This is a genomic window from Pseudoalteromonas obscura (genome assembly GCF_030135505.1).
Classification (GTDB): domain Bacteria; phylum Pseudomonadota; class Gammaproteobacteria; order Enterobacterales; family Alteromonadaceae; genus Pseudoalteromonas; species Pseudoalteromonas obscura.
In genome coordinates, this window is record NZ_JASJUT010000001.1 from 472220 (window position 1) to 492279 (window position 20060).

Below are 20060 nucleotides of genomic sequence, written 5' to 3' on the forward strand. Positions count from 1 at the left end.
CCGGGATTAGGTGTTTTCTGCACACCAAAACCCTATCTAATACCTATGGACTCACTTATAGCTCCAACGAGCAGGGCCGTTTTCTGTCGACATTAAACTACTTCGGATATCCGAAAGGGGCGAATAAATCACAATGTAAGCGGAATCACTAGCTAGCCATGGACGTAATGGAATTGAAACCAATGAATACCCTAACCGGTTTCAACAAGCAAAGCAATTAAGTGTTTAAAGTTGAAGTGCGCTACCTTATTACTGATTAAAAGCCTCAACAAGAAGAGCTTCTTTCAGCCGAAGAAGAGGTGTTTTTCGGTGAATACGTTGCCACTATGTAGTGAAAGGCATTTTGGCACTTGTGTGTTGCTACGCACACCTTTTCAGGTGTGCGCAATCAAAACTACAAGTTTTCTTTAGTAAATGCTTTATCCATTTTTTCAAACATATCACTGAGTAGTTTCGCTAACTCTCTGTAAGTTGGTTTTCGGGTGCAGATATTTCCCTGATAACCATTTGCGACCATTTTTTGATACAAATCTCTGTACCATGAAGATAACGCGGGATTCAATGAAGTATCACATCGCTTACCTAACCACAACAAACCTTGCACAGGTAATGTTAAAAAGAATAAAGCAATTGCAATTGACTGAGGTAGATAGTCCATTCCTAGTTGGCTGGTTTGAAAAAACACAGTGAATAACGCAAGTATAGGCATCGTTTGTAACGCCAATTCGGTTGCCTTTATCACCCTAAATTCAGGAAATAAGGGAGCAAGTTCCTTACGCATTGGCCACTCTTTGGCATATTGCCGACCCAGTTGCACTTGTGAAATAAGACTTTTCTGCATCATAACTCCTAGGTGCTAACTTTTCTCAAAAAAATAAGGTAAAATTACGGTCATACATGTCAATTATACCTTAGTATTAAGTGTAATGCTGATTGAACTTCACCATTTAGCTTAATACGCAACTACTCTTATTGTCAAAACGGAAAGTCATTATGTCATCGTCGCATGTTTTGGTCCTCAATTGTGGCAGTTCTAGCCTCAAATTTGCAATCATAGACTCGAGCTCTGCAAAAGAGCATTTATCCGGGTTAGCGGAACGCTTAGGTGAAGCTTCACCTCAAATCAAATACAAAGTTAATGGCCAAAAGCACATTATCTCTTTGTCTAATGGAGACGCACATGAAGTCGCCATTAATAAACTGGTCGAATTAGTAAAATCTCTCAAACTTGACCAGCAGCTTGTTGCTGTAGGGCACCGCGTCGTTCATGGCGGTGAGCACTTTACCAAGTCGGCTTTAATCACCGATACAGTCCTTGAAGCTATCAAGCAAACAGCAAACCTTGCGCCATTGCACAACCCCGCCAATTTACTTGGTATAGAAGCCGCAAGCGCTGCATTTTCAAAACTGCCTCAAATAGCAGTATTTGACACCGCCTTTCACCAGACGATGGAACCAACAGCGTTCCTGTATGCGCTACCTTATGCATTGTATGAAAAGCACGGCATCAGGCGTTACGGCTTTCATGGCACCAGCCACTACTTCGTATCGGCACAAGCCATAGAACAATTAGGCTTAAATGACAAACCATCTAAAATAGTTACTGCCCACCTTGGCAATGGCTGCTCAGTCTGTGCAGTTAAAGATGGTAAATCAGTAGACACCAGCATGGGCTTAACACCTCTTGAGGGGCTTGTAATGGGCACTCGTAGTGGCGATATTGACCCAGGTTTATTTGCGTACTTGGTGAATCAACTAAACTATACGGCAAAGCAAATTGACACTTTATTAAATAAAGAAAGCGGTTTACTCGGTCTCAGTGAGTTATCTAACGACTGCCGTACAATTGAAGAAAGTGCGGCAGAAGGCCACGAAAAAGCCCAGCTAGCGCTAGATATTTTCTGTTTCAGACTAGCAAAGCAAATCGCGAGCTTTGCGGTGCCATTAGGTGGCATTGATGCACTTGTGTTTACTGGAGGGATAGGCGAAAACTCTGATGTAATTCGTGCAAGTGTTTTAGAACAACTTAGCTTCCTAGGCTTTAAACTAAACAACGAGCGAAACTTAGCTGCTCGCTTTGGTAATGAAGGGGTAATCACTGATGGAGTGTCAGTACCAACCGCCCTTGTAACTCCAACCAATGAAGAACTTGTTATCGCGCAAGATGCAGCCATGCTTGCTGGGGAGCAATAACTATGGGTCGTAGGATCATGCTTATCCCAATCTCAACAGGGGTTGGTTTAACATCTGTTTCTGTCGGGTTAGTCCGCGCACTAGAGCAAAAGGCAGTTAAAGTTAATTTTTTCAAACCAATTGCTCAACCACGTAATGCCGATGTAGGCCCTGAAAAGTCGACGTTAATTATCAAACAAGGATCATCAATTGCCCCCCCCACTCCATTTGAGTTGCACTATGCAGAGCAAATGATCGGTGATGGCAAAGGTGACGATTTACTGGAAGAAATCGTTGAACGCTTTGAAAGCAGTGTACAAGACGATGAAGTAGCTATCATAGAAGGTATGGTACCTACTCGGAAACAACCCTACGCGGGCCGAGTAAACCGTGAGATAGCACAAACCTTGGGCGCAGATATCGTATTTGTATTAACACCGGGAAATGACACAAATGATCAGCTTGAAGATCGCTTAGAAATTGCCTCGGGCAACTATGGCGGAATTGACCATGCACGTGTTTTAGGATGTATTTTTAACAAAGTTAATGCCCCTCTTGATGAAGATGGCCGGGCGAGAGCAGACTTGGTCGATCAGCACGAGCCTGACCAACTCGAAAACGAGATGAATCGTTTGGCCTCTCTGCCTATCTTCCGCAAGCATCCGTTTATGTTACTTGGCGCTATCCCCTGGGACTTTGATTTAGTAGCGCCTCGAGTGAGAGATTTAAGTGAATATCTGCAAGCAGAAGTGATTAACGCAGGTGATATGGCGCATAGACGACTGCGCCGAGTGACATTTTGTGCACGTACCGTGTCAAACATTCTGAACCACTTCACACCTGGCGCTTTACTCGTTACACCAGGCGATCGTTCAGATATATTGGTTGCAGCTTGTTTATCAGCAATGAACGGCACAAAGCTTGGCGCGATACTGCTAACTGGTGGCTTTAAGCCTGAACCTCGTATAATGGAACTGTGTGAGCAAGCAATGAACACGGGATTACCGATTCTTGCGACCGAAGCGGACACTTGGCGCACGTCATTACTTTTGCATAACTTCAATATGGAAGTGCCCGCAGATGACGAGCAACGTATCGATAAAGTAAAACAGCACAATGCCGATCATATTGATCCAGACTGGCTTGATAGCCTTTCGCAAGGGATCGCACGTACTCGCAAACTATCTCCACCAGCATTTCGGTTTATGTTGACCGATCAAGCTCGTCGAGCCAACAAGACGATTGTATTACCAGAAGGCAATGAGCCACGCACCATCAAAGCTGCTGCAATTTGTGGTGAGCGAGGAATAGCAAAAACAGTTTTACTAGGTGATCATGACGAAATTCAGCGTATTGCAGCACAGCAAGGCGTGATTCTGAATGAAAACGTCACGATACTTGACCCACAAAAAGCGGTTGATAACTACATCGCGCCAATGGTTGAGCTTCGCAAAAATAAAGGTCTCACAGAAGTAGTCGCCGCTGAGCAACTGCAAGACAACGTGGTCTTAGGCACTATGATGTTAGCTGAAGATGAGGTTGACGGTCTGGTATCGGGTGCCGTCAATACAACTGCAAACACCATACGTCCTCCGTTACAGCTAATCAAAACGGCGCCTGACTCATCGTTAGTCAGCTCAGTATTCTTCATGCTATTACCCGACCAAGTGCTAGTTTATGGTGACTGCGCCATTAACCCAGACCCCACAGCTGAGCAACTTGCTGATATTGCGATCCAATCGGCAGACTCTGCGGCGGCATTTGGTATCGAACCAAAAGTGGCAATGATTAGTTATAGTACAGGTACTTCTGGCCAAGGCGCTGATGTTGACAAAGTGCGTGAAGCAACCAAGTTAGCTCAGCAAAAACGCCCTGATCTTGATATTGACGGCCCTCTTCAATACGATGCCGCTATTATGGAAAATGTTGCTCGGAAAAAAGCGCCAAACAGCAAAGTGGCGGGCAAAGCAACTGTATTCGTATTCCCTGATTTGAATACTGGTAATACAACCTATAAAGCTGTGCAGCGAAGTGCCGATTTGATCAGTATAGGTCCAATGCTCCAAGGTATGCGAAAGCCTGTCAACGACCTGAGCCGAGGAGCTCTAGTTGATGACATCGTATACACAATTGCATTAACGGCGATTCAAGCAGCCCAGCGCCCATAATAGGCCTTTCTTAAGGGTATCAAGGGAGTAGAAACGGTCTACTCCCTAAATAAAAGGGTTTCTTTTCACTTTACTTGCCTATACTATGAATGAGTCGATGCAGTTAGAGCGCAAGTATGTCAAAACAAACGCTACAAGTACTACAACAAGACTTTACGATCCACAGCCTAGATAGCGATGCTGGCATCCCTACTAATGTGCTTAAATCAGACATATTCTTCATTGCCAAAACCAGTGAAGAGCTATCAATTGTGTGCCCATCCGACATCGACATCGAAAGTTTTGCAGCTGAGCCGTACTGGCGAGCGATTGAAATTATCGGCCCTTTGGGCTTTTCTCTTACTGGTATTATGTCTAACATTTCCGGTGTATTGGCCAGTGCAAATGTTTCTATTTTTTCTATCTCAACTTACGATACAGACTATATTCTGGTTAAAGAGCAACAGCTCAATAATGCAATTCAAGCACTCAGAAAAGACGGTTACCTTTTTGTTTAATGATTTTTTCTAAACCAATCAACTATGCGCCAATTACGCAAATAGCAAACCCACTACTACATATTGCAAGCCCTTTTACTGGTAAAGTATTCCCATTAACCCAGCATCCACTCTCACTTTTCTCATCAGGTATGATTGGCAGTGGCGTGTGTGTTAAAATGAATCAAGCACTTATGATATCTCCTTGCAACGGAAACATTGTAAAAGTTAGCCAACAAGGGGGGGAGTTTGTGATCCGAGCAGACTCTGGATTACATTTGCTTTTGCATCTAAACATTCCAAGCGAATATCAGAAAATGGAAAACCTGCTAAAACACAGCATTGGTAAAAAACACATAAAGTCTGGAGACATTCTCTGTTATTACGATATACCTCAAGATCTGCTTATTACTGGCACCTTAGTAATTCTAAATGCAGATAAATTGGGGCCATGTTATTATCCATTGAATCAAGTCAATGCGGGCAAAGATCCGCTCATAACATTATCAAGAGCTAGTAAATTATGAGTATAGTTTTATACGGCATTCCAAATTGTGACACTATCAAAAAAGCCAAAAAGTTTCTCCAAGACAACAACGTAGAATTCGCTTTTCACGATTACCGGAAAGATGGCTTAACCCCAGAGCTATTAGACAGCTTTGTTGCACAACTGGGTTGGGAAACTGTGTTAAACAAGCGCGGCACTACATATCGTGCACTGAGTGAAGAGCAAAAACAGAATTTAGATGAAACATCAGCAAAGCAGTATATGCTGGAATCTCCAGCGATGATCAAGCGCCCTATTTTGCAGCGTAATTCTGAACTTCATATTGGCTTCAAAGCAGCACAGTATCAAGAGATATTTAAATGAGCCAACAACCTCTAAGTGATGTTATAGAACTCGCTTCGGCGCTGATCCAGCGCCCTTCCGTCACCCCCGAAGATGCAGGTTGCCAAAACCTGATCAACAGCCGTCTTGAAAAACTAGGCTTCAACATTGAAGAGCACTTTTTCATTGATACGCTCAACACTTGGGCGCGAAGAGGAACCGAAGGCCCGCACTTTTGTTTTGCTGGCCACACTGATGTTGTACCAGTCGGTAACGAAAAAGACTGGCGACATCCCCCTTTTGCAGGGCTGGTTGAGAATGGGGTTTTGCATGGTCGAGGAGCGGCCGATATGAAAGGCTCCCTCGCAGCCATGGTGGTTGCTACCGAACGTTTTGTTGCAAAGTACCCTAATCACACAGGTTCAATTAGTTTTTTAATTACCTCTGATGAAGAAGGTCCTTTTATCAATGGCACCACAAAAGTGGTTGATTTACTCGAAGCACGTAATGAAAAAATAGATATGTGTTTGGTTGGAGAACCGTCTTCAAGAGATACGCTTGGTGACGTTGTAAAGAATGGTCGGCGTGGTTCGTTAACGGGTCACCTAACGGTGAAAGGCATTCAAGGTCATGTTGCCTACCCTCACTTAGCGAAAAATCCAATTCATGATGTTGCACCAGCTTTGGCCGAACTGAGTAGCAAAGTTTGGGATACAGGTAACGCATACTTTCCTGCAACCAGCTTTCAGATTTCAAATATTCATGGTGGTACTGGCGCAGGAAATGTTATTCCAGGTACGGTTGAGGTTCAATTTAACTTTAGATTTAGCACAGAATTGAGCGTAGAAGACTTACAAAATGGCGTCAATGACATACTCAAAGCACACCAGCTAGACTATGAACTTAACTGGACGGTTAACGGGCTGCCGTTTTTAACTGAACCTGGCGAGTTACTCAATGTTACGCTCGATGCAATTAAAGAAGTCACTGGCGTAACAGCCAATGCCGAGACAACAGGCGGAACCTCAGATGGACGATTTATTGCACAAACAGGCTGCAAAGTAATTGAGCTTGGTCCAATCAATAAAACAATCCATCAAGTAGATGAACACGTGTGTGCCAAGTCTCTCGATGACCTTGCACTCATTTACGAGTCGATACTAGAAAAGTTATTGGCAAACCCTAAATGAAAACTGCGCAGCTTCAAGCACTCGGGTTAGATCAAACACACCTAGTAGATTATCAAGGGCAGCTTGTACATGCGCAGGTTGTTGAGAGTTTAGACGCACTAAACGCAGCGGCTAAATCAGCTGGTTTCGATTTTACCATTGCTTCGTCTTATCGAGACTTTCATCGCCAAAGTATGATTTGGAACGCTAAGTTTAGTGGGCAACGTCCTGTTCTCGACCAAAATAACGACACCGTCGACATTTCAGCCTTAAGCGAAGCAAAAGTTGTCGAAGCGATTATGCTCTTTTCAGCACTCCCGGGAACCAGTCGTCATCACTTTGGCAGCGACTTCGATGTTTACGCTAGCAACTACCTACAGCCGGAGCAGTCTCTGCAGCTGGAACCGTGGGAATATCAATTTGACGGCCCATTTTATGACTTCGCATGTTGGCTTGACAGCTCTTTACAGAAATTTGGCTTTTTCAGGCCTTATGACAAATTTAGAGGTGGTGTCGCTGAAGAGCCTTGGCATATCAGTCATATAGAAACATCTAAAACCATGATGGATCAGGTTTCACTGAGCGCAATTTACAAAGCAATAGAAACACACGATGTGTTAGGAAAAGCAGCAATACTAGAAAACTTGCCAAGGCTGTATAGTCAGTTTGTAACTAACATTGCCAATAGTTAAGCATCATGGCCCTTTTGTAAGGGCCTGTTTCACGCCTACTGACGGTAATGGTCGAAAAAGCGTTGCATGGACTGCAAAGCGGGTTCTAATTCATCTTTATGCGGTAAAAAAACCAACCTGAAATGATCTGGTGATGGCCAATTAAATGCGCGACCATGAACCAACAAGATTTTTTCTTCCCGCAATAAATCTAATATCATGAGTTCATCATTTTTGACGTTGAAATGCTTAGTGTCGAATTTGGCAAAGGCATATAGAGCCCCTTTCGGCTTTACACAGGATATGCCCTGAATATCATTCAAGCCTTGCCATGCGATATTACGTTGTTCGTACAACCTTCCCCCAGGCAGCAACAGGTCATCGATAGACTGCACACCACCAAGCGCCTGCTGAATAGCAAACTGAGCTGGGACGTTGGCACAAAGTCGCATTGAGGCGAGCATATTTAAACCTTCAAGCAAATCTGTCATGGCCGAGATTTTCCCGCTCGCAACCATCCACCCCATTCTGAGCCCAGCTGCACGATATGTTTTGGCCAAGCCATTAAAAGTAATAATTGGTAAATCATCACATAGCGAACCGACTGAAAAGTGCTCTACATCATCAAATAGAATTTTCTCGTAGATCTCGTCACTTAACACAAGTAATTTATGCTCTCTGGCAACGTCCAACAGCTGCTCTAATAGCGCCTTGCTATAAACTGCTCCGGTCGGGTTGTTCGGATTTATTAATACTAATGCTTTTGTTTTGCTTGTAATTTTTTCTCGAATATCCGCAATATCTGGAAACCAGTCTGCACATTCATCACACATATAATGCACAGGCACGCCGCCTGATAATTTCACTGACGCTGTCCACAGTGGATAATCAGGAGCGGGGATCAAGACTTCATCGCCGTCATTCAGCAACGCCTGCGTGACCATTTGGATAAGCTCGCTGACACCATTGCCGATAAACGTATTATCGACACTGATATTCGGAAAGCTCTTTTGCTGATAATATTGGTATACCGCAACTCTTGCTGAATACAAACCTTTTGAGTCACAGTAGCCCTGTCCTTGGCGTAAATTTCGAATGATGTCTCTATGCATATCTTCAGGCATATCAAAACCAAATGCGGCGGGATTCCCAACATTTAATTTGAGCACTTTAACACCTTCATCTTCCATTTTTTGAGCTTGAGATAATACAGGCCCTCGAATGTCGTAACACACCCCATTTAATTTATTGCTTTTATTAATTTTATGCATAATTTCCCCCTCATTTCAGGAGTAGCATAACCAGAGATTGGAAAATTGGAAAGGGTCAAATGTTGTATAATTTAATGACAAACAGACGAATAGGAAAACTCGGCTGTACTGAGTGACAATACAGCCTATTACAAGGGAAAAAAGTGCTTATTTACCCAAGCCTTTATACACTTGAAGTCAACCATTGTTGTAGTAGCGCTTTTGATGACACGACTTCATCACACAAGACACTCACCTGTGATTTTGCATGTTCAGTATTATTTTCTATCAGCGCCATTTCTATGCTGCGGGCGACATCAGCTAAACTCATCGCTCCAAACTGTGCCGCATTTGATTTTAAACTGTGCGCATTTCTGGTAGCTGCTTCCAAGTCATTATCAATCGTGGCTTTTACATCATTAGCCAGTCTATCGAATTCACTTAGACAAAACTCCAAAGTATCGTTGAACTGCTCCCCCAACAAAGACTGCATGTTTTCCAAGCAAGTTTCATCAATTCTAGTGTCCATAAAAGTCCTTTATTGTCTATTACCCGCCACTTTGCCATAACTATATGCTAGTTAAGAGTCGCAACAAGAGCAAAGCCAACTATAAATTATGTTAAGATATAGCACACTGTAACCTGTTAAAAGCCTTTATGAAAAGAAGTACCTGTAATATTTGTCACTTTTCCATAAAAACATGTGTTTGCGACTATGTTTGTCCAAAACTGCAAAATAAAACCAAAATTATCGTTTTGCAGCATCCAAGCGAAGTATCCGTGGCGAAAAATACGGTTCGTTTGCTCAAGCTACAACTGGCAAATATTGAGGTTTTTCAAGGTGAGTCTCCAGAGGACTTTTTAGCAGCACAAGAGATTGCCCGAATAAGTAACTGCGCCTTGTTATATCCAGACCAAAACGCAGACACCGTAGAAACTATTAACAGACACCAACAGACGATTGAATATCTTTTTGTATTGGATGGTACTTGGAAAAAAACACATAAAATCGCCATGCTCAATCCTTGGTTAACGCGTTTAAAAAAGATATCTTTTTCATCAATACCGGAAAATAAATACACCATTAGAAAAGCAGAGCAGTTACATAGCCTTTCTACTTTGGAAGCATGCGCTTATTTTTTAAGTCACTATGAATCATTGCCTGTTGGTTCTCTATATGATCTGCTTGCGGGCATGATACATGAGCAAACAAAGTTTATGCCTGAAGACGTAAAGCAGCGATATCTCAGTGAGTAACAGTAGACTTCATAGGCACTATAAACGTAACGGCCCAGATTACCGCTACGGAGATCAAGTCTGTTTTGATGAATTAAAGTCAACCTTTGGATTTAAAACCATCGTGCTCGGAAATTGGGTCAGTAGAGAAGAGCAGCATATTGCCGCAAACCTACTTTATGATGCATTTGCTGATTTGGCTCAAATATTATCCTTGCCACCGACCGCTATTGGCCTTCGCGGAACACTTAATTTGGCATTTGGCAGCGGCGGGCAAAAGGGCGTACAAGCTCATTACGCCCCTTCCAAAAGAACTTTGGCGCTGGCCAAAAATGCTGGTGGAGGCGCACTTGCTCATGAGTGGTGGCATGCCTTTGATCACTACATCTGTAAACATTTTTTTGAGCATTGCACGGCTGGTGATTTCGCCTCCGCAAAATGGCTAACATCTCACCCAAGTACTTCTCACCCGCTCAATCAGTTACTCAATGAAATATATAAACGTATTCTGCTTAACAGCGAAGGTAACAAGCCCAGTGCATTTTTCACACGCGGTATTGCTTTAGATCAACACGCCCAGCAACTCTATTACAGTTTGCCGCAGGAACTAACAGCACGTGCCTTTGAGTCTGTCATAGCCCAGCACTTCGAATTTCAAAACGAGTTTCTCGTTTCAGATGTGCTTAATTCCAAATTGGAATTAGCTGGCGGTTTTCTTATCGGTGACGAAATTGACTTAATCACTGCGGCAATAAAAAACTACTTTAGCGCACTAGGCAACGCCCTTCATAGCACAGCGTCGTAGATTTTTGGCATTGGCTTCTTTTGCATCATTTAGAATTAATAAAATACCACATTGCGCTAAACTACTTTTAATATATTATATCAACCCCAGTCTAGGGGCTGACTTATCCAACGATGCTTTGTAGCTTATTAAGAAAAAAGAAGGATTTAACCTGTGAGCTTTTTAAGACAATTCCATAACATCGTATCAAAACAAAGCCTAAATACCGATGAGAAAATACAGGCCCTTCTAAAGTTTGGTTTAGAGGTATTCGACCTTGAAATTGCAATCGTGAGCGAGGTATTAGATTCTCAATATACCATTTTATATGTTGAATCAGAGAACCCTGATCTCGCCCCTCACTGCCAATTTGACCTCACTGGAACCTATTGTGTGCATACACTCAATGCAGACAAAGCGCTGTCTTTTCATCACGCCGGAAACAGTGAAATCTCCACACACCCTTGTTATCAAGACTTCCAATTAGAATCCTATATTGGCGCACCGATTCGAATTGCCGATCGCATATTTGGGACGATTAACTTTTCCGCAGCCAAAATCAGCCCTCCTTTCACAACAGAGCATATTGATTATGTAGAGTTATTTGCTCAATGGCTAGGGTTCGAACTAGCTCGAAGAGAGTCCGAAAGCAAGCTAAAAAGTAATTACAAGACGTTAGAAAAAATGGAGCAAGTTGCTTCAATTGGCAGTTGGCGAATAGATCTACCTTCGCAACAAGTATTTTGGAGCAACGAAACTAAACGGATCCATAACTTGAGCTTAGAAGAGAGCCCTACACTTTCACAGTGGATGCGATTTTTCAGTGAAGGCATACACAGAGATGCATTTTCGAAGGCAATATCTGACGCAATCAACTATGACCTACCTTGGGCCCTCGAATTAAGAGCCACTACCAAGCAAAATAGAACTATTTGGGTTTCTTGCCATGGTGAAGCTGAATTTCATAATGGTGAATGCATCAGCTTGATTGGCTCCTTACAGGATATCACCGCAGACGTTGAACTAAGAGAAAAGCTTAAACTGCAAAAACATGAAGCTGAGCGGTTATTGAGTGAACGCAGCTTATTGTTAGCCAAAATTAGTCACGAAATGAGAACCCCGCTGAACGGTATAAATGGACTATTACTAAATGCTATGGATGAGAACGACTACACAAAAAAAACCGAGGACATTCAGCTAGCGCTTCGAAGCACTGAAATTTTGACAGGCTTAGTCAATGAGATTTTAGACTTTTCAAAGATATCTCAAGAGGGGCTGTCCCTCGCCTGCCAACCTTGCGATATCGTGCCGCTCATCGACGATCTCGTCGAATTATCTAAACAACTAGTTAGTAAAAAAGACATCCAGTTTTCACATAATATAAAGCTTTCCGAGTCTTGCTGGGTAAATTGTGACTCGACCCGATTAAACCAAATTATTACAAATTTGATCAGCAACGCCGTAAAATTCACCGATACTGGTGCAGTAGAACTAAACGTGCACAGTGATGAGTGTTCTTCTAGTCTGTATTTATTCATTGAAGTCCGTGACACTGGCATTGGGATGTCTTCTTCAAGCATCAGTAACTTATTTGAACCATTTAAACAGGGAGAAAACGAAGTCGGCAGCCACTTTGGAGGCACGGGTCTTGGAATGTCGATTGTAAAAGAATTAATTGAGTTAATGCAGGGCGAGATCAAAGTTACCAGTAACTTGGGTGAAGGTAGTCACTTCTTTGTAAACTTACCTCTTCAAAAGGCCAAAATGCCAGCGCCAAAAAAGCCTCTTACCCACGTCCAATTCGATGCGTCCAAACTACGTGTGCTCTTGGTAGAAGACAACCTCATCAATCAAAAAGTGATGACGTCATTTTTAAAGAAATTCAATATCGAACCTGATATCGCTAGCAACGGTCAAATAGCAATACATAATTGTGAACAAACATGTTACGACATTATATTTATGGATAGTATCATGCCCATAATGGATGGGCTTACCGCTACAAAAATCATTGCTAAGCAAAATCTTAAAGCCGAGCATACTCATATTATCGCAATGACGGCCAATATTGACGAACTAAGCAAACAGCACTTAGCAGAAGTTGGTATGGTAGATATTCTGCCAAAGCCCATTGATTTTATGGCCTTGGCACGCATTCTGTCCAACTGTTTAGAGCAGCTTTCTTTGGGTTGCAACGAATATACAAAGTTATAAGTGACGATTTGACTAAGATGTTAGGTAATGTATAACATCTTCAACATCGATCATTCGCTGCAACCAGGCTTTATACTCTTCAAATGGCAGCGGCCTTGAAATAAAATAGCCTTGTCCTATTTCACATTGGTACGATTGAAGCTGCCTGTAGCTCCCCTCGCTTTCTATTCCCTCCGCAACAACCACAGAGCCCAAACTATGTGCCATGTCGCAAGTTGCTTTACAGATAGTTTGATTGGTCTTTGAACTTTCGAGGTCCATAACAAAACGTTTATCTATTTTTAATTTGTCAAACCCTAGCTGGCTGAGATAAGCCAAAGACGAGTATCCGGTTCCAAAGTCGTCAATAGCCACTCTAAGTCCAATTTTTCGATAATCGGCTAAGGTATCATAAAGAGTTCTCTCATTGTCAACTGTCGCTGATTCAGTGACCTCTAGTACTATTTGAATAGGCGACAAAGCATATTGATTGATCAGCTCAATCAATTGAACAGAAAGCTCTTTTCGACCAACGTCTTTACCAGAAATATTCAGCGAAAGTGTATGTGATGCAAGCAGCTCCACAAGCTCCGCCTGTTGCTTGAGCCCTGTTTCGACTACCCACTCTGTCAATTCAAACACAATCCCTGAAGACTCCGCAATCGGAATAAACTCACTGGGAGGTACAACACCTAGCTCAGGATGATGCCACCTAAGCAATGCCTCCGCACCGTATACTCTGCCAGAATCTAAGTGTAATTGAGGTTGAAGATACAAACTTAACTGCTCACGTTCGATAGCTACCTTTAACGCCGAGGCAATTTTGATGCGGCGTTGAGACACAATGGAATTACCAAAATCAAAAAGCTGCCATTTATGCGTCCCAGCAGGTTTGGCGGCAAGAGCCTGCATCGCACATTGGATCAATGAATCTGCACTGGCTGCGTGAATAGGGTTGCTCGCTACCCCTATTTCCAGTTGATCGACCAGCAAATCTCCGCAAAAATCAATTCCATCTTCGAAGCTCGCTGACAAAATGCAAACAAATTGCTCCACTTGGCTCAACTCAAATTTACCAAGCAAGACAATTGCAAAAAGTGAATCATCCAATCGATATATTGCTGTGTGCGAGTTTGTTTTCTCAGCGGTAACGGCATTGCCATAGGTATTCAATTGCTCGCTTACTTTACTCAACAGCTTTTTAAGGTGTGTATTTGCAAAGCTCCACCCCATGTTCAATCGAATAGTCTGCAATACCAGTGGTCTAAATAATAGTAAAGTATGCTCTTTTCCTTTTTTTTCGAGTGACTCTAAACTTTGCTGCAACATATAGCGGTTAGGTGCGCCAGTATCTTTATCATGCGTCGCATAAAACAGAAGCTGCTTTTTTTTGTTTTTATCGTGCCAATATAAATAAAAAGCCAGTAATACAATATGTGAGGTGATCAGGAAATGGCTTACGATCGGGTCATCTATCGGTAAGTAGATTCCAAATTGATTAACAAATATATACGCTTTTAACGCAAAAATTGGTAGCCAAGTCAGGACCAGTGCCAACACCTCATCTCGGTGTTCTACCAAATGGCTTTTCAGAACGACAAAATATAACAAACAGCAAATTAGGCTACCGATCAAATGAAAAACTAACGAGTCCTGAGCATTTAGTGGTGCGACTAACAGTGTCAATGCAGCAATAAGCCAAATCGAAATATTCACCAAGCGAATATATCTGGGTTCGGCCCGTTTCAAAACCATAAAGTAATGTAAAAATAGCACTGCAAAAACTAGAGACAGCAAGTAAATTTGGCTTTGATATGTCGCAAAATAGCTGGCAGCCTCACTCGGAAAAACTAAGTTATTGGCACCACTATAGACACCAGTTTGAATACTGATGCAAACAAAATAGGCAGTTAACACCGCCAATCCTTTTCTCAATTGAAACAGCGCCATTAGGGCTACGAAAAAAGCAATAAAATAGTGAATGCCGCTACTTACACCTATTGCAAATAGGCGTGAATTCAGTGCTTTTCTGTATTCACTCTCTGACAACACATCTAACGAAAGCACACCGCCATACTTTGCTTTAACTTTTATATAAACATCATATTGCCTCTGCCCATCTGACAGCGACATAGAAGGTAAAATATGTAGATTGGGAGCTAGGTGAGCAACCTCAGGGGAAACTAATTTATATGCAACAATTTTACCGCTTAAAACCTGATACAGCTTTACAGTGCCCTCAATTGTGCTCATTATCGCAACCAGATCGTTGGAATATTGCGTGCCGCTCACTTTAACCCAAAGAGTTTCACCTTTGACGAATTTAGCTTCGCCACCTACGGGTATAAAGCTCGCACTGCGATCTATGACATTGTCTACCGACAATTCATTAGACGTATCTGTAAATTGCGCAATGGCATACCCTTGAGACGCAAAGGCACACTGCCCACTCACAAGCAGAAACAAATAGAATACGATGTGTTTCATATACAACCACATACCCACCTCCTTGAGTAAGTGATTTAGACTTTCGGCTTAATTGGATTATTACAATTATGCCCATCAAACTATGAAAAAATAAGCCGCCCCAAAATCACATAGGTAAGTATGATGACTACACAAACAATTGCCAGTGAGTATACGAAATAAACTCTCAAATCGATGTTTTAGGAGCACCTAATCGTCTGAAAAAACGACCTCAACACCTGTGGTATCAGAAGATTGAAGATTGAGCATGCTACCCAAAAGTTGCGCACAATAGGTATAGTGCTCAGCCACTTTAGTGTTCTGAGTGATGATATTGTGTCCTTTTTCAGACTCTTCACGAATTTGAATATCCAAAGGAATTTCTGCAAGTAGTGGAACGCCATGTCGCGCCGCCAATTCACTCCCGCCATCTTGACCAAACAACGCATTTTTTCCGCCGCAATGCTGGCAATTAAAATAACTCATGTTTTCTATTAGGCCGATAATAGGAAGGTTCACCTGTGAAAACATAGCTATGCCTTTTTGTGCATCGGCCAAGGCTAGATCTTGCGGTGTTGTAATAATCACAGCCCCGCTGGCGGGCAGCTTTTGTGTCATAGTTAATTGAATATCACCAGTTCCTGGAGGCATATCTACAATTAAATAATCGAGTTCGCCCCAATCCGTTTCATTCAAAAGCTGGTTTAATGCTTGAGAAGCCATCGGCCCTCGCCATACAGTGGCCTTCTCGGCTGGCACCAAATAACCAATCGACATCGTATTCAAGTCATATTTTTGCATAGGGTTAAGAGTTTTATCATCTTTTGCGGAAGGTTGTTGCCCTTCCAGACCTAATAATGACGGAATAGAAGGTCCGTAAATGTCTGCATCCAGCAAACCCACTTTTGCTCCTTCAGCTTGCAATGCCAATGCAAGATTTACTGCTGTCGTGGATTTCCCCACTCCACCTTTTCCTGATGCGATTAGCACAATATGTTTGATCTTTTTGAATTTATACGCGGACGGAATAGCTGTTTCAATCTTGATGCTGACGTCAATAGAGTTGTCTTTGCGTAAGTACTGCTCTAGTTCAAGTTGTTGCGAACGCGCAGCAAAAGGAAGTGTTAAGGTGATTTGATAAACTGACTTTTGTTTTTCTATCGACGAGATCCATTCATTTTGAATTCCCATTGGAAAAATGGCGCTACGATAGCCATTTAACAAATTCATAATTTCAGTTTGTCTTGGATCTTCTTTACTAAAAAACTTCTTGATGCCAAACATACAAATAAAACGCCATCAGGTGGTGAAAAGAACGCAGGAATTATGTAACATTCGATAAATTAAGACCAGTCAAAATCGCGTTATTAGGGCATAATCCAGTTGGACTAAAAAATTGCGCTCAATTTCATCACCAAATTGAGTCAAAGTTACACTGGCGTTAGCCAAAGCGGCTAATTAACCATGGGAAAACTATGACAAAGAGAAAAATTCTCATTACAAGTGCATTACCATATGCAAATGGCCCAACTCATTTAGGGCATTTACTTGAATACATTCAGACTGATATTTGGTCTCGCTTCCAAAAAATGCGCGGTCACGAAGCGTACTATGTTTGTGCTGATGATGCACACGGCACGCCAATCATGCTAAATGCGCAAAAGCAAGGGATCACCCCTGAAGAAATGGTCAAGAATGTAAGCATTGAAAGACAACGTGACTTTGCTGATTTCAATATCGTTTTTGACAACTACCACAGTACACACAGCGATGAAAACAAAGCATTAAGTGAGCTTATTTATACACGTCTAAATGACAAAGGCCACATTAAAAAACGTACGATTTCACAGTTGTTTGATCCCGAGAAAAACATCTTCTTGCCAGATCGTTTTGTTACAGGAACTTGCCCTACATGTGACGCTACCGATCAGAACGGTGACAGCTGTGACGCCTGTGGCGCAACATACAGCCCTACAGAGTTAAAAGAGCCTCGCTCTGCGATGTCTGGCGCAACACCTGTATTAAAAGACTCTGAGCATTTCTTCTTTGATCTGCCAGCATTTGAAGGCATGCTAAAAGAGTGGCTACATTCAGGAAGCTTACAAGCTGAAATGGCAAACAAGCTTGAAGAATGGTTTGCTGAAGGCCTCCAGCAGTGGGATATCAGCCGCGATGCACCTTATTTTGGATTCGAAATACCTGGCGCTCCTGGTAAATACTTTTACGTATGGTTAGATGCGCCAATTGGCTACATGGCTAGCTTTAAAAACCTGTGTGATAAAAGCGGTATTGATTTTGACGCTTTCTGGGGCAAAGACTCAGACGCAGAGCTGTATCACTTTATCGGCAAAGACATCATTTACTTCCACAGCTTGTTCTGGCCTGCAATGCTTGAAGGTGCTGAATTTAGAAAACCAACCAATGTATTCGCACATGGTTTTGTAACAGTTAACGGCGCAAAAATGTCAAAGTCGAAAGGTACGTTTATTAAAGCTCGTACTTACCTTGAACATTTGGATCCAGAGTATCTTCGCTATTATTATGCAGCGAAGCTAAACAGTGGTATCACTGACTTAGACTTAAACCTTGAGGATTTTGCCCAACGCGTAAACTCAGATCTTGTGGGTAAAGTTGTAAACATTGCGAGCCGCTGCGCAGGTTTCATTACTAAAAAGTTTGCTGGCAAGCTTAGCAACGAAATCATGGATGAAGCATTATTAGCTGAATTTAGCGCTGTGTCCGATACCATTGCAACGCATTATGAAAACCGCGAGTATAGCCGCGCTATCCGTGAGATCATGACACTTGCCGACAAAGCAAACCAATTCATCGATGCTGAAGCACCATGGGTACTTATTAAAGATGAAGCTACGCAAGAACGCGCGCACCAGGTTTGCTCTCTTGGATTAAACATGTTCAAGATCATCTTGACTTACCTTAAGCCTGTACTGCCAGGAATGAGTGCGAATGTTGAGCAGTTTTTAGCAACAGAGTTAAGCTGGGAAACCGTAGCTGAGCCATTGGTTAGTCATGACATCAATAAATTTAAAGCACTGATGCAACGCGTCGATTTAGATAAGGTTAACGCCATGGTGGATGCTTCGAAAGAAAGCTTAGAACCTGCAAAACCAACTTTGGATCCAAACAGTCCACTTGCTAAAGAGCCTATTGCAGATGAAATCGAATTTAATGATTTTGCAAAAGTGGATTTACGCGTGGCTAAAATCGCTAAAGCAGAACATGTTGAAGGCGCTGAAAAGTTACTTAAACTAACACTTGATTTAGGCGGAGAAACTCGACAAGTATTTGCCGGCATTAAGTCTGCGTACGCGCCTGAAGACATCGAAGGCAAGCTTACAGTTATGGTTGCGAATTTAAAACCTCGCAAGATGCGCTTTGGCATGTCAGAAGGCATGGTTCTAGCGGCAGGCCCTGGTGGTAAAGAAATTTATATTCTGAACCCAGATGAAGGTTCTGAGCCAGGCATGCGAGTAATGTAACAGCTTACACACTTTTTAGGACATGACACATCGCTCATGTCCTTGTTTTCTTATCACGTCAACTAGCTGCCAAAACCATCTTTCAACTGCAATTGTTTGAGCATGCCTTGTGTTCGATTACCTAGCAATTTCAGCAACTTTAAAGCGTGTTCTGGTGAATTCATAAAGCGGTGCAAAAATACTTCTTTATTGATAACCATAACAACAACATCCTGTTTAGCAATCACATCTGCCGATCTGGGTTCATCAGTAATGAGAGCTAACTCCCCGAGCATACCTCCCTCTTCTACTGTCGCTACGACAGTATCGGTGTTAGGCAGTTTTACTTGCGCAACGCCTTCAATAATGACAAATGCAGCATCGCCTTTGGTTCCTGAGGAAATGATTGTTTCACCTGCTTTATAAAACCACCTCTGATAATCACAAAGAAAGTCATGTAACTCGTTTTGCCTTATAAAGTTAAGAAAAAAGTCTTTTACTTCAGAGACATCTAAAATAAGCGGCAAAACTGAAATATTGACTTGCGGATCCATAAACTCGTCAGCAACTTGCTTAAAACCTATACGCTTAAGCATATTACCGATTGCAGGGTTAATTGGCGCCACAACATGGGTTACACCTTTTGTCATTGCTAGGTAGCTGGCCATTAGAATAAGCCCCATGGCCATACCGCTGGAGCGATGCTCTCGATCAATGCAAAACATCCCGCCATGCATCAACACCGAGCCAATAGGAATATGCTGCCTAAAGTCATAATAACTATCCGCAGGTAAGCCTTGGCTGCTATCAATAGCTAACCTAAAAGCGCCCACTGCCACATTATCAAGCATGGAGACCAAATTAAATGTGGTTGGAAACGCATCGAAACGATCAAATACGCGCCGTTGCGAATTGGGCTCAATGTAACCTTCCTGCTCAACAAAAACTTTATACCTCAGCCTGAAAGATTCATCTATCAGGCTTGTGGTGTCTGCAATCTTGATTTTTATTGGCATGCATTTTCCCCTTTAATGTCTGACTGACAGCTGTTATGGCATACTCACCTTGGTGCATAGCGCCAAGATAATTCACAATGTAACTACGCTAGGAATAGCTGCTGTCCGCAATTTGCTCTATTTCGAATGAACTGTTTGAAAAAAACTCTAG

The 20060-nt window shown here is 42.4% G+C and carries 17 protein-coding genes; 11 read left to right on the forward strand and 6 right to left on the reverse strand.

Annotated features, from left to right (window positions below):
• Window positions 1–394: 394 nt before the first annotated feature.
• The gene (yfbV, locus tag QNM18_RS02000; protein WP_023399313.1) at window positions 395–841 is read right to left on the reverse strand and encodes a terminus macrodomain insulation protein YfbV; all 447 of its coding nucleotides are present in this window, start codon (window positions 839–841) and stop codon (window positions 395–397) included.
• Between the two features lie 152 nt (window positions 842–993).
• Between yfbV and QNM18_RS02005 the strand changes: the two genes are divergently transcribed.
• The 7 genes from QNM18_RS02005 to QNM18_RS02035 all read left to right on the forward strand — a co-directional run bounded on the left by QNM18_RS02005 (window position 994) and on the right by QNM18_RS02035 (window position 7506).
• The gene (locus QNM18_RS02005) at window positions 994–2193 is read left to right on the forward strand and encodes an acetate kinase (RefSeq protein WP_284136157.1); all 1200 of its coding nucleotides are present in this window, start codon (window positions 994–996) and stop codon (window positions 2191–2193) included.
• Window positions 2194–2195: 2 nt separating this feature from the next.
• Window positions 2196–4340, forward strand: coding sequence for a phosphate acetyltransferase (gene pta / locus QNM18_RS02010; protein WP_211009438.1), 2145 nt, complete (start codon window positions 2196–2198; stop codon window positions 4338–4340).
• Window positions 4341–4456: 116 nt separating this feature from the next.
• Window positions 4457–4837, forward strand: a complete 381-nt coding sequence (locus QNM18_RS02015) for an ACT domain-containing protein (protein ID WP_023399310.1) — start codon at window positions 4457–4459, stop codon at window positions 4835–4837.
• Window positions 4837–5343 (forward strand): PTS glucose transporter subunit IIA, encoded by a 507-nt coding sequence (locus tag QNM18_RS02020; RefSeq protein WP_211009437.1) that lies wholly within the window; start codon window positions 4837–4839, stop codon window positions 5341–5343. The genes QNM18_RS02015 and QNM18_RS02020 overlap by 1 nt, the downstream gene beginning before the upstream one ends.
• Window positions 5340–5687, forward strand: a complete 348-nt coding sequence (locus QNM18_RS02025; RefSeq protein ID WP_211009436.1) for an ArsC family reductase — start codon at window positions 5340–5342, stop codon at window positions 5685–5687. Before QNM18_RS02020 ends, QNM18_RS02025 begins: the two co-directional genes overlap by 4 nt.
• On the forward strand, window positions 5684–6835 hold the full coding sequence (dapE, locus tag QNM18_RS02030) for a succinyl-diaminopimelate desuccinylase (protein WP_211009435.1): 1152 nt from the start codon (window positions 5684–5686) through the stop codon (window positions 6833–6835). Before QNM18_RS02025 ends, dapE begins: the two co-directional genes overlap by 4 nt.
• On the forward strand, window positions 6832–7506 hold the full coding sequence (locus QNM18_RS02035) for a M15 family metallopeptidase (protein WP_211009434.1): 675 nt from the start codon (window positions 6832–6834) through the stop codon (window positions 7504–7506). Before dapE ends, QNM18_RS02035 begins: the two co-directional genes overlap by 4 nt.
• A gap of 35 nt (window positions 7507–7541) precedes the next feature.
• On the opposite strand, the gene QNM18_RS02040 is transcribed toward QNM18_RS02035, so the two are convergent.
• Both QNM18_RS02040 and QNM18_RS02045 read right to left on the reverse strand, forming a co-directional pair.
• Entirely contained in the window at window positions 7542–8756 is a 1215-nt protein-coding gene (locus tag QNM18_RS02040) for a pyridoxal phosphate-dependent aminotransferase (protein ID WP_211009433.1), read from the reverse strand.
• A 163-nt stretch (window positions 8757–8919) separates the two neighbouring features.
• Window positions 8920–9264 (reverse strand): Hpt domain-containing protein, encoded by a 345-nt coding sequence (locus QNM18_RS02045; protein ID WP_211009432.1) that lies wholly within the window; start codon window positions 9262–9264, stop codon window positions 8920–8922.
• Between the two features lie 128 nt (window positions 9265–9392).
• On the opposite strand from QNM18_RS02045, the gene QNM18_RS02050 reads away from it, so the two are divergent.
• From QNM18_RS02050 to QNM18_RS02060, 3 genes are all read left to right on the forward strand, one after another.
• The gene (locus QNM18_RS02050; protein WP_284136158.1) at window positions 9393–9992 is read left to right on the forward strand and encodes a tRNA-uridine aminocarboxypropyltransferase; all 600 of its coding nucleotides are present in this window, start codon (window positions 9393–9395) and stop codon (window positions 9990–9992) included.
• Complete coding sequence (locus QNM18_RS02055) at window positions 9985–10776, forward strand: CLCA_X family protein (RefSeq protein WP_348772545.1); 792 nt, start codon at window positions 9985–9987, stop codon at window positions 10774–10776. The genes QNM18_RS02050 and QNM18_RS02055 overlap by 8 nt, the downstream gene beginning before the upstream one ends.
• Window positions 10777–10929: 153 nt before the next feature.
• Window positions 10930–12969 carry a hybrid sensor histidine kinase/response regulator gene (locus QNM18_RS02060; protein WP_284136159.1) on the forward strand — a complete coding sequence of 680 codons (2040 nt, stop codon included), beginning with the start codon at window positions 10930–10932 and terminating at the stop codon, window positions 12967–12969.
• 12 nt (window positions 12970–12981) lie between these two features.
• Here the strand turns inward: QNM18_RS02060 and QNM18_RS02065 are convergent, their stop codons facing one another.
• Together QNM18_RS02065 and apbC are read right to left on the reverse strand one after the other, a co-directional pair.
• The gene (locus QNM18_RS02065) at window positions 12982–15447 is read right to left on the reverse strand and encodes a putative bifunctional diguanylate cyclase/phosphodiesterase (RefSeq protein ID WP_284136160.1); all 2466 of its coding nucleotides are present in this window, start codon (window positions 15445–15447) and stop codon (window positions 12982–12984) included.
• A 177-nt stretch (window positions 15448–15624) separates the two neighbouring features.
• Window positions 15625–16698 (reverse strand): iron-sulfur cluster carrier protein ApbC, encoded by a 1074-nt coding sequence (gene apbC / locus QNM18_RS02070; RefSeq protein WP_211009428.1) that lies wholly within the window; start codon window positions 16696–16698, stop codon window positions 15625–15627.
• A 191-nt stretch (window positions 16699–16889) separates the two neighbouring features.
• Here apbC and metG point away from each other — a divergent pair, with 191 nt between their 5' ends.
• Window positions 16890–18914, forward strand: coding sequence for a methionine--tRNA ligase (gene metG / locus QNM18_RS02075; protein ID WP_284136161.1), 2025 nt, complete (start codon window positions 16890–16892; stop codon window positions 18912–18914).
• A 62-nt stretch (window positions 18915–18976) separates the two neighbouring features.
• On the opposite strand, the gene QNM18_RS02080 is transcribed toward metG, so the two are convergent.
• On the reverse strand, window positions 18977–19909 hold the full coding sequence (locus tag QNM18_RS02080; RefSeq protein ID WP_284136162.1) for an N-acyl amino acid synthase FeeM domain-containing protein: 933 nt from the start codon (window positions 19907–19909) through the stop codon (window positions 18977–18979).
• Window positions 19910–20060: the final 151 nt, after the last annotated feature.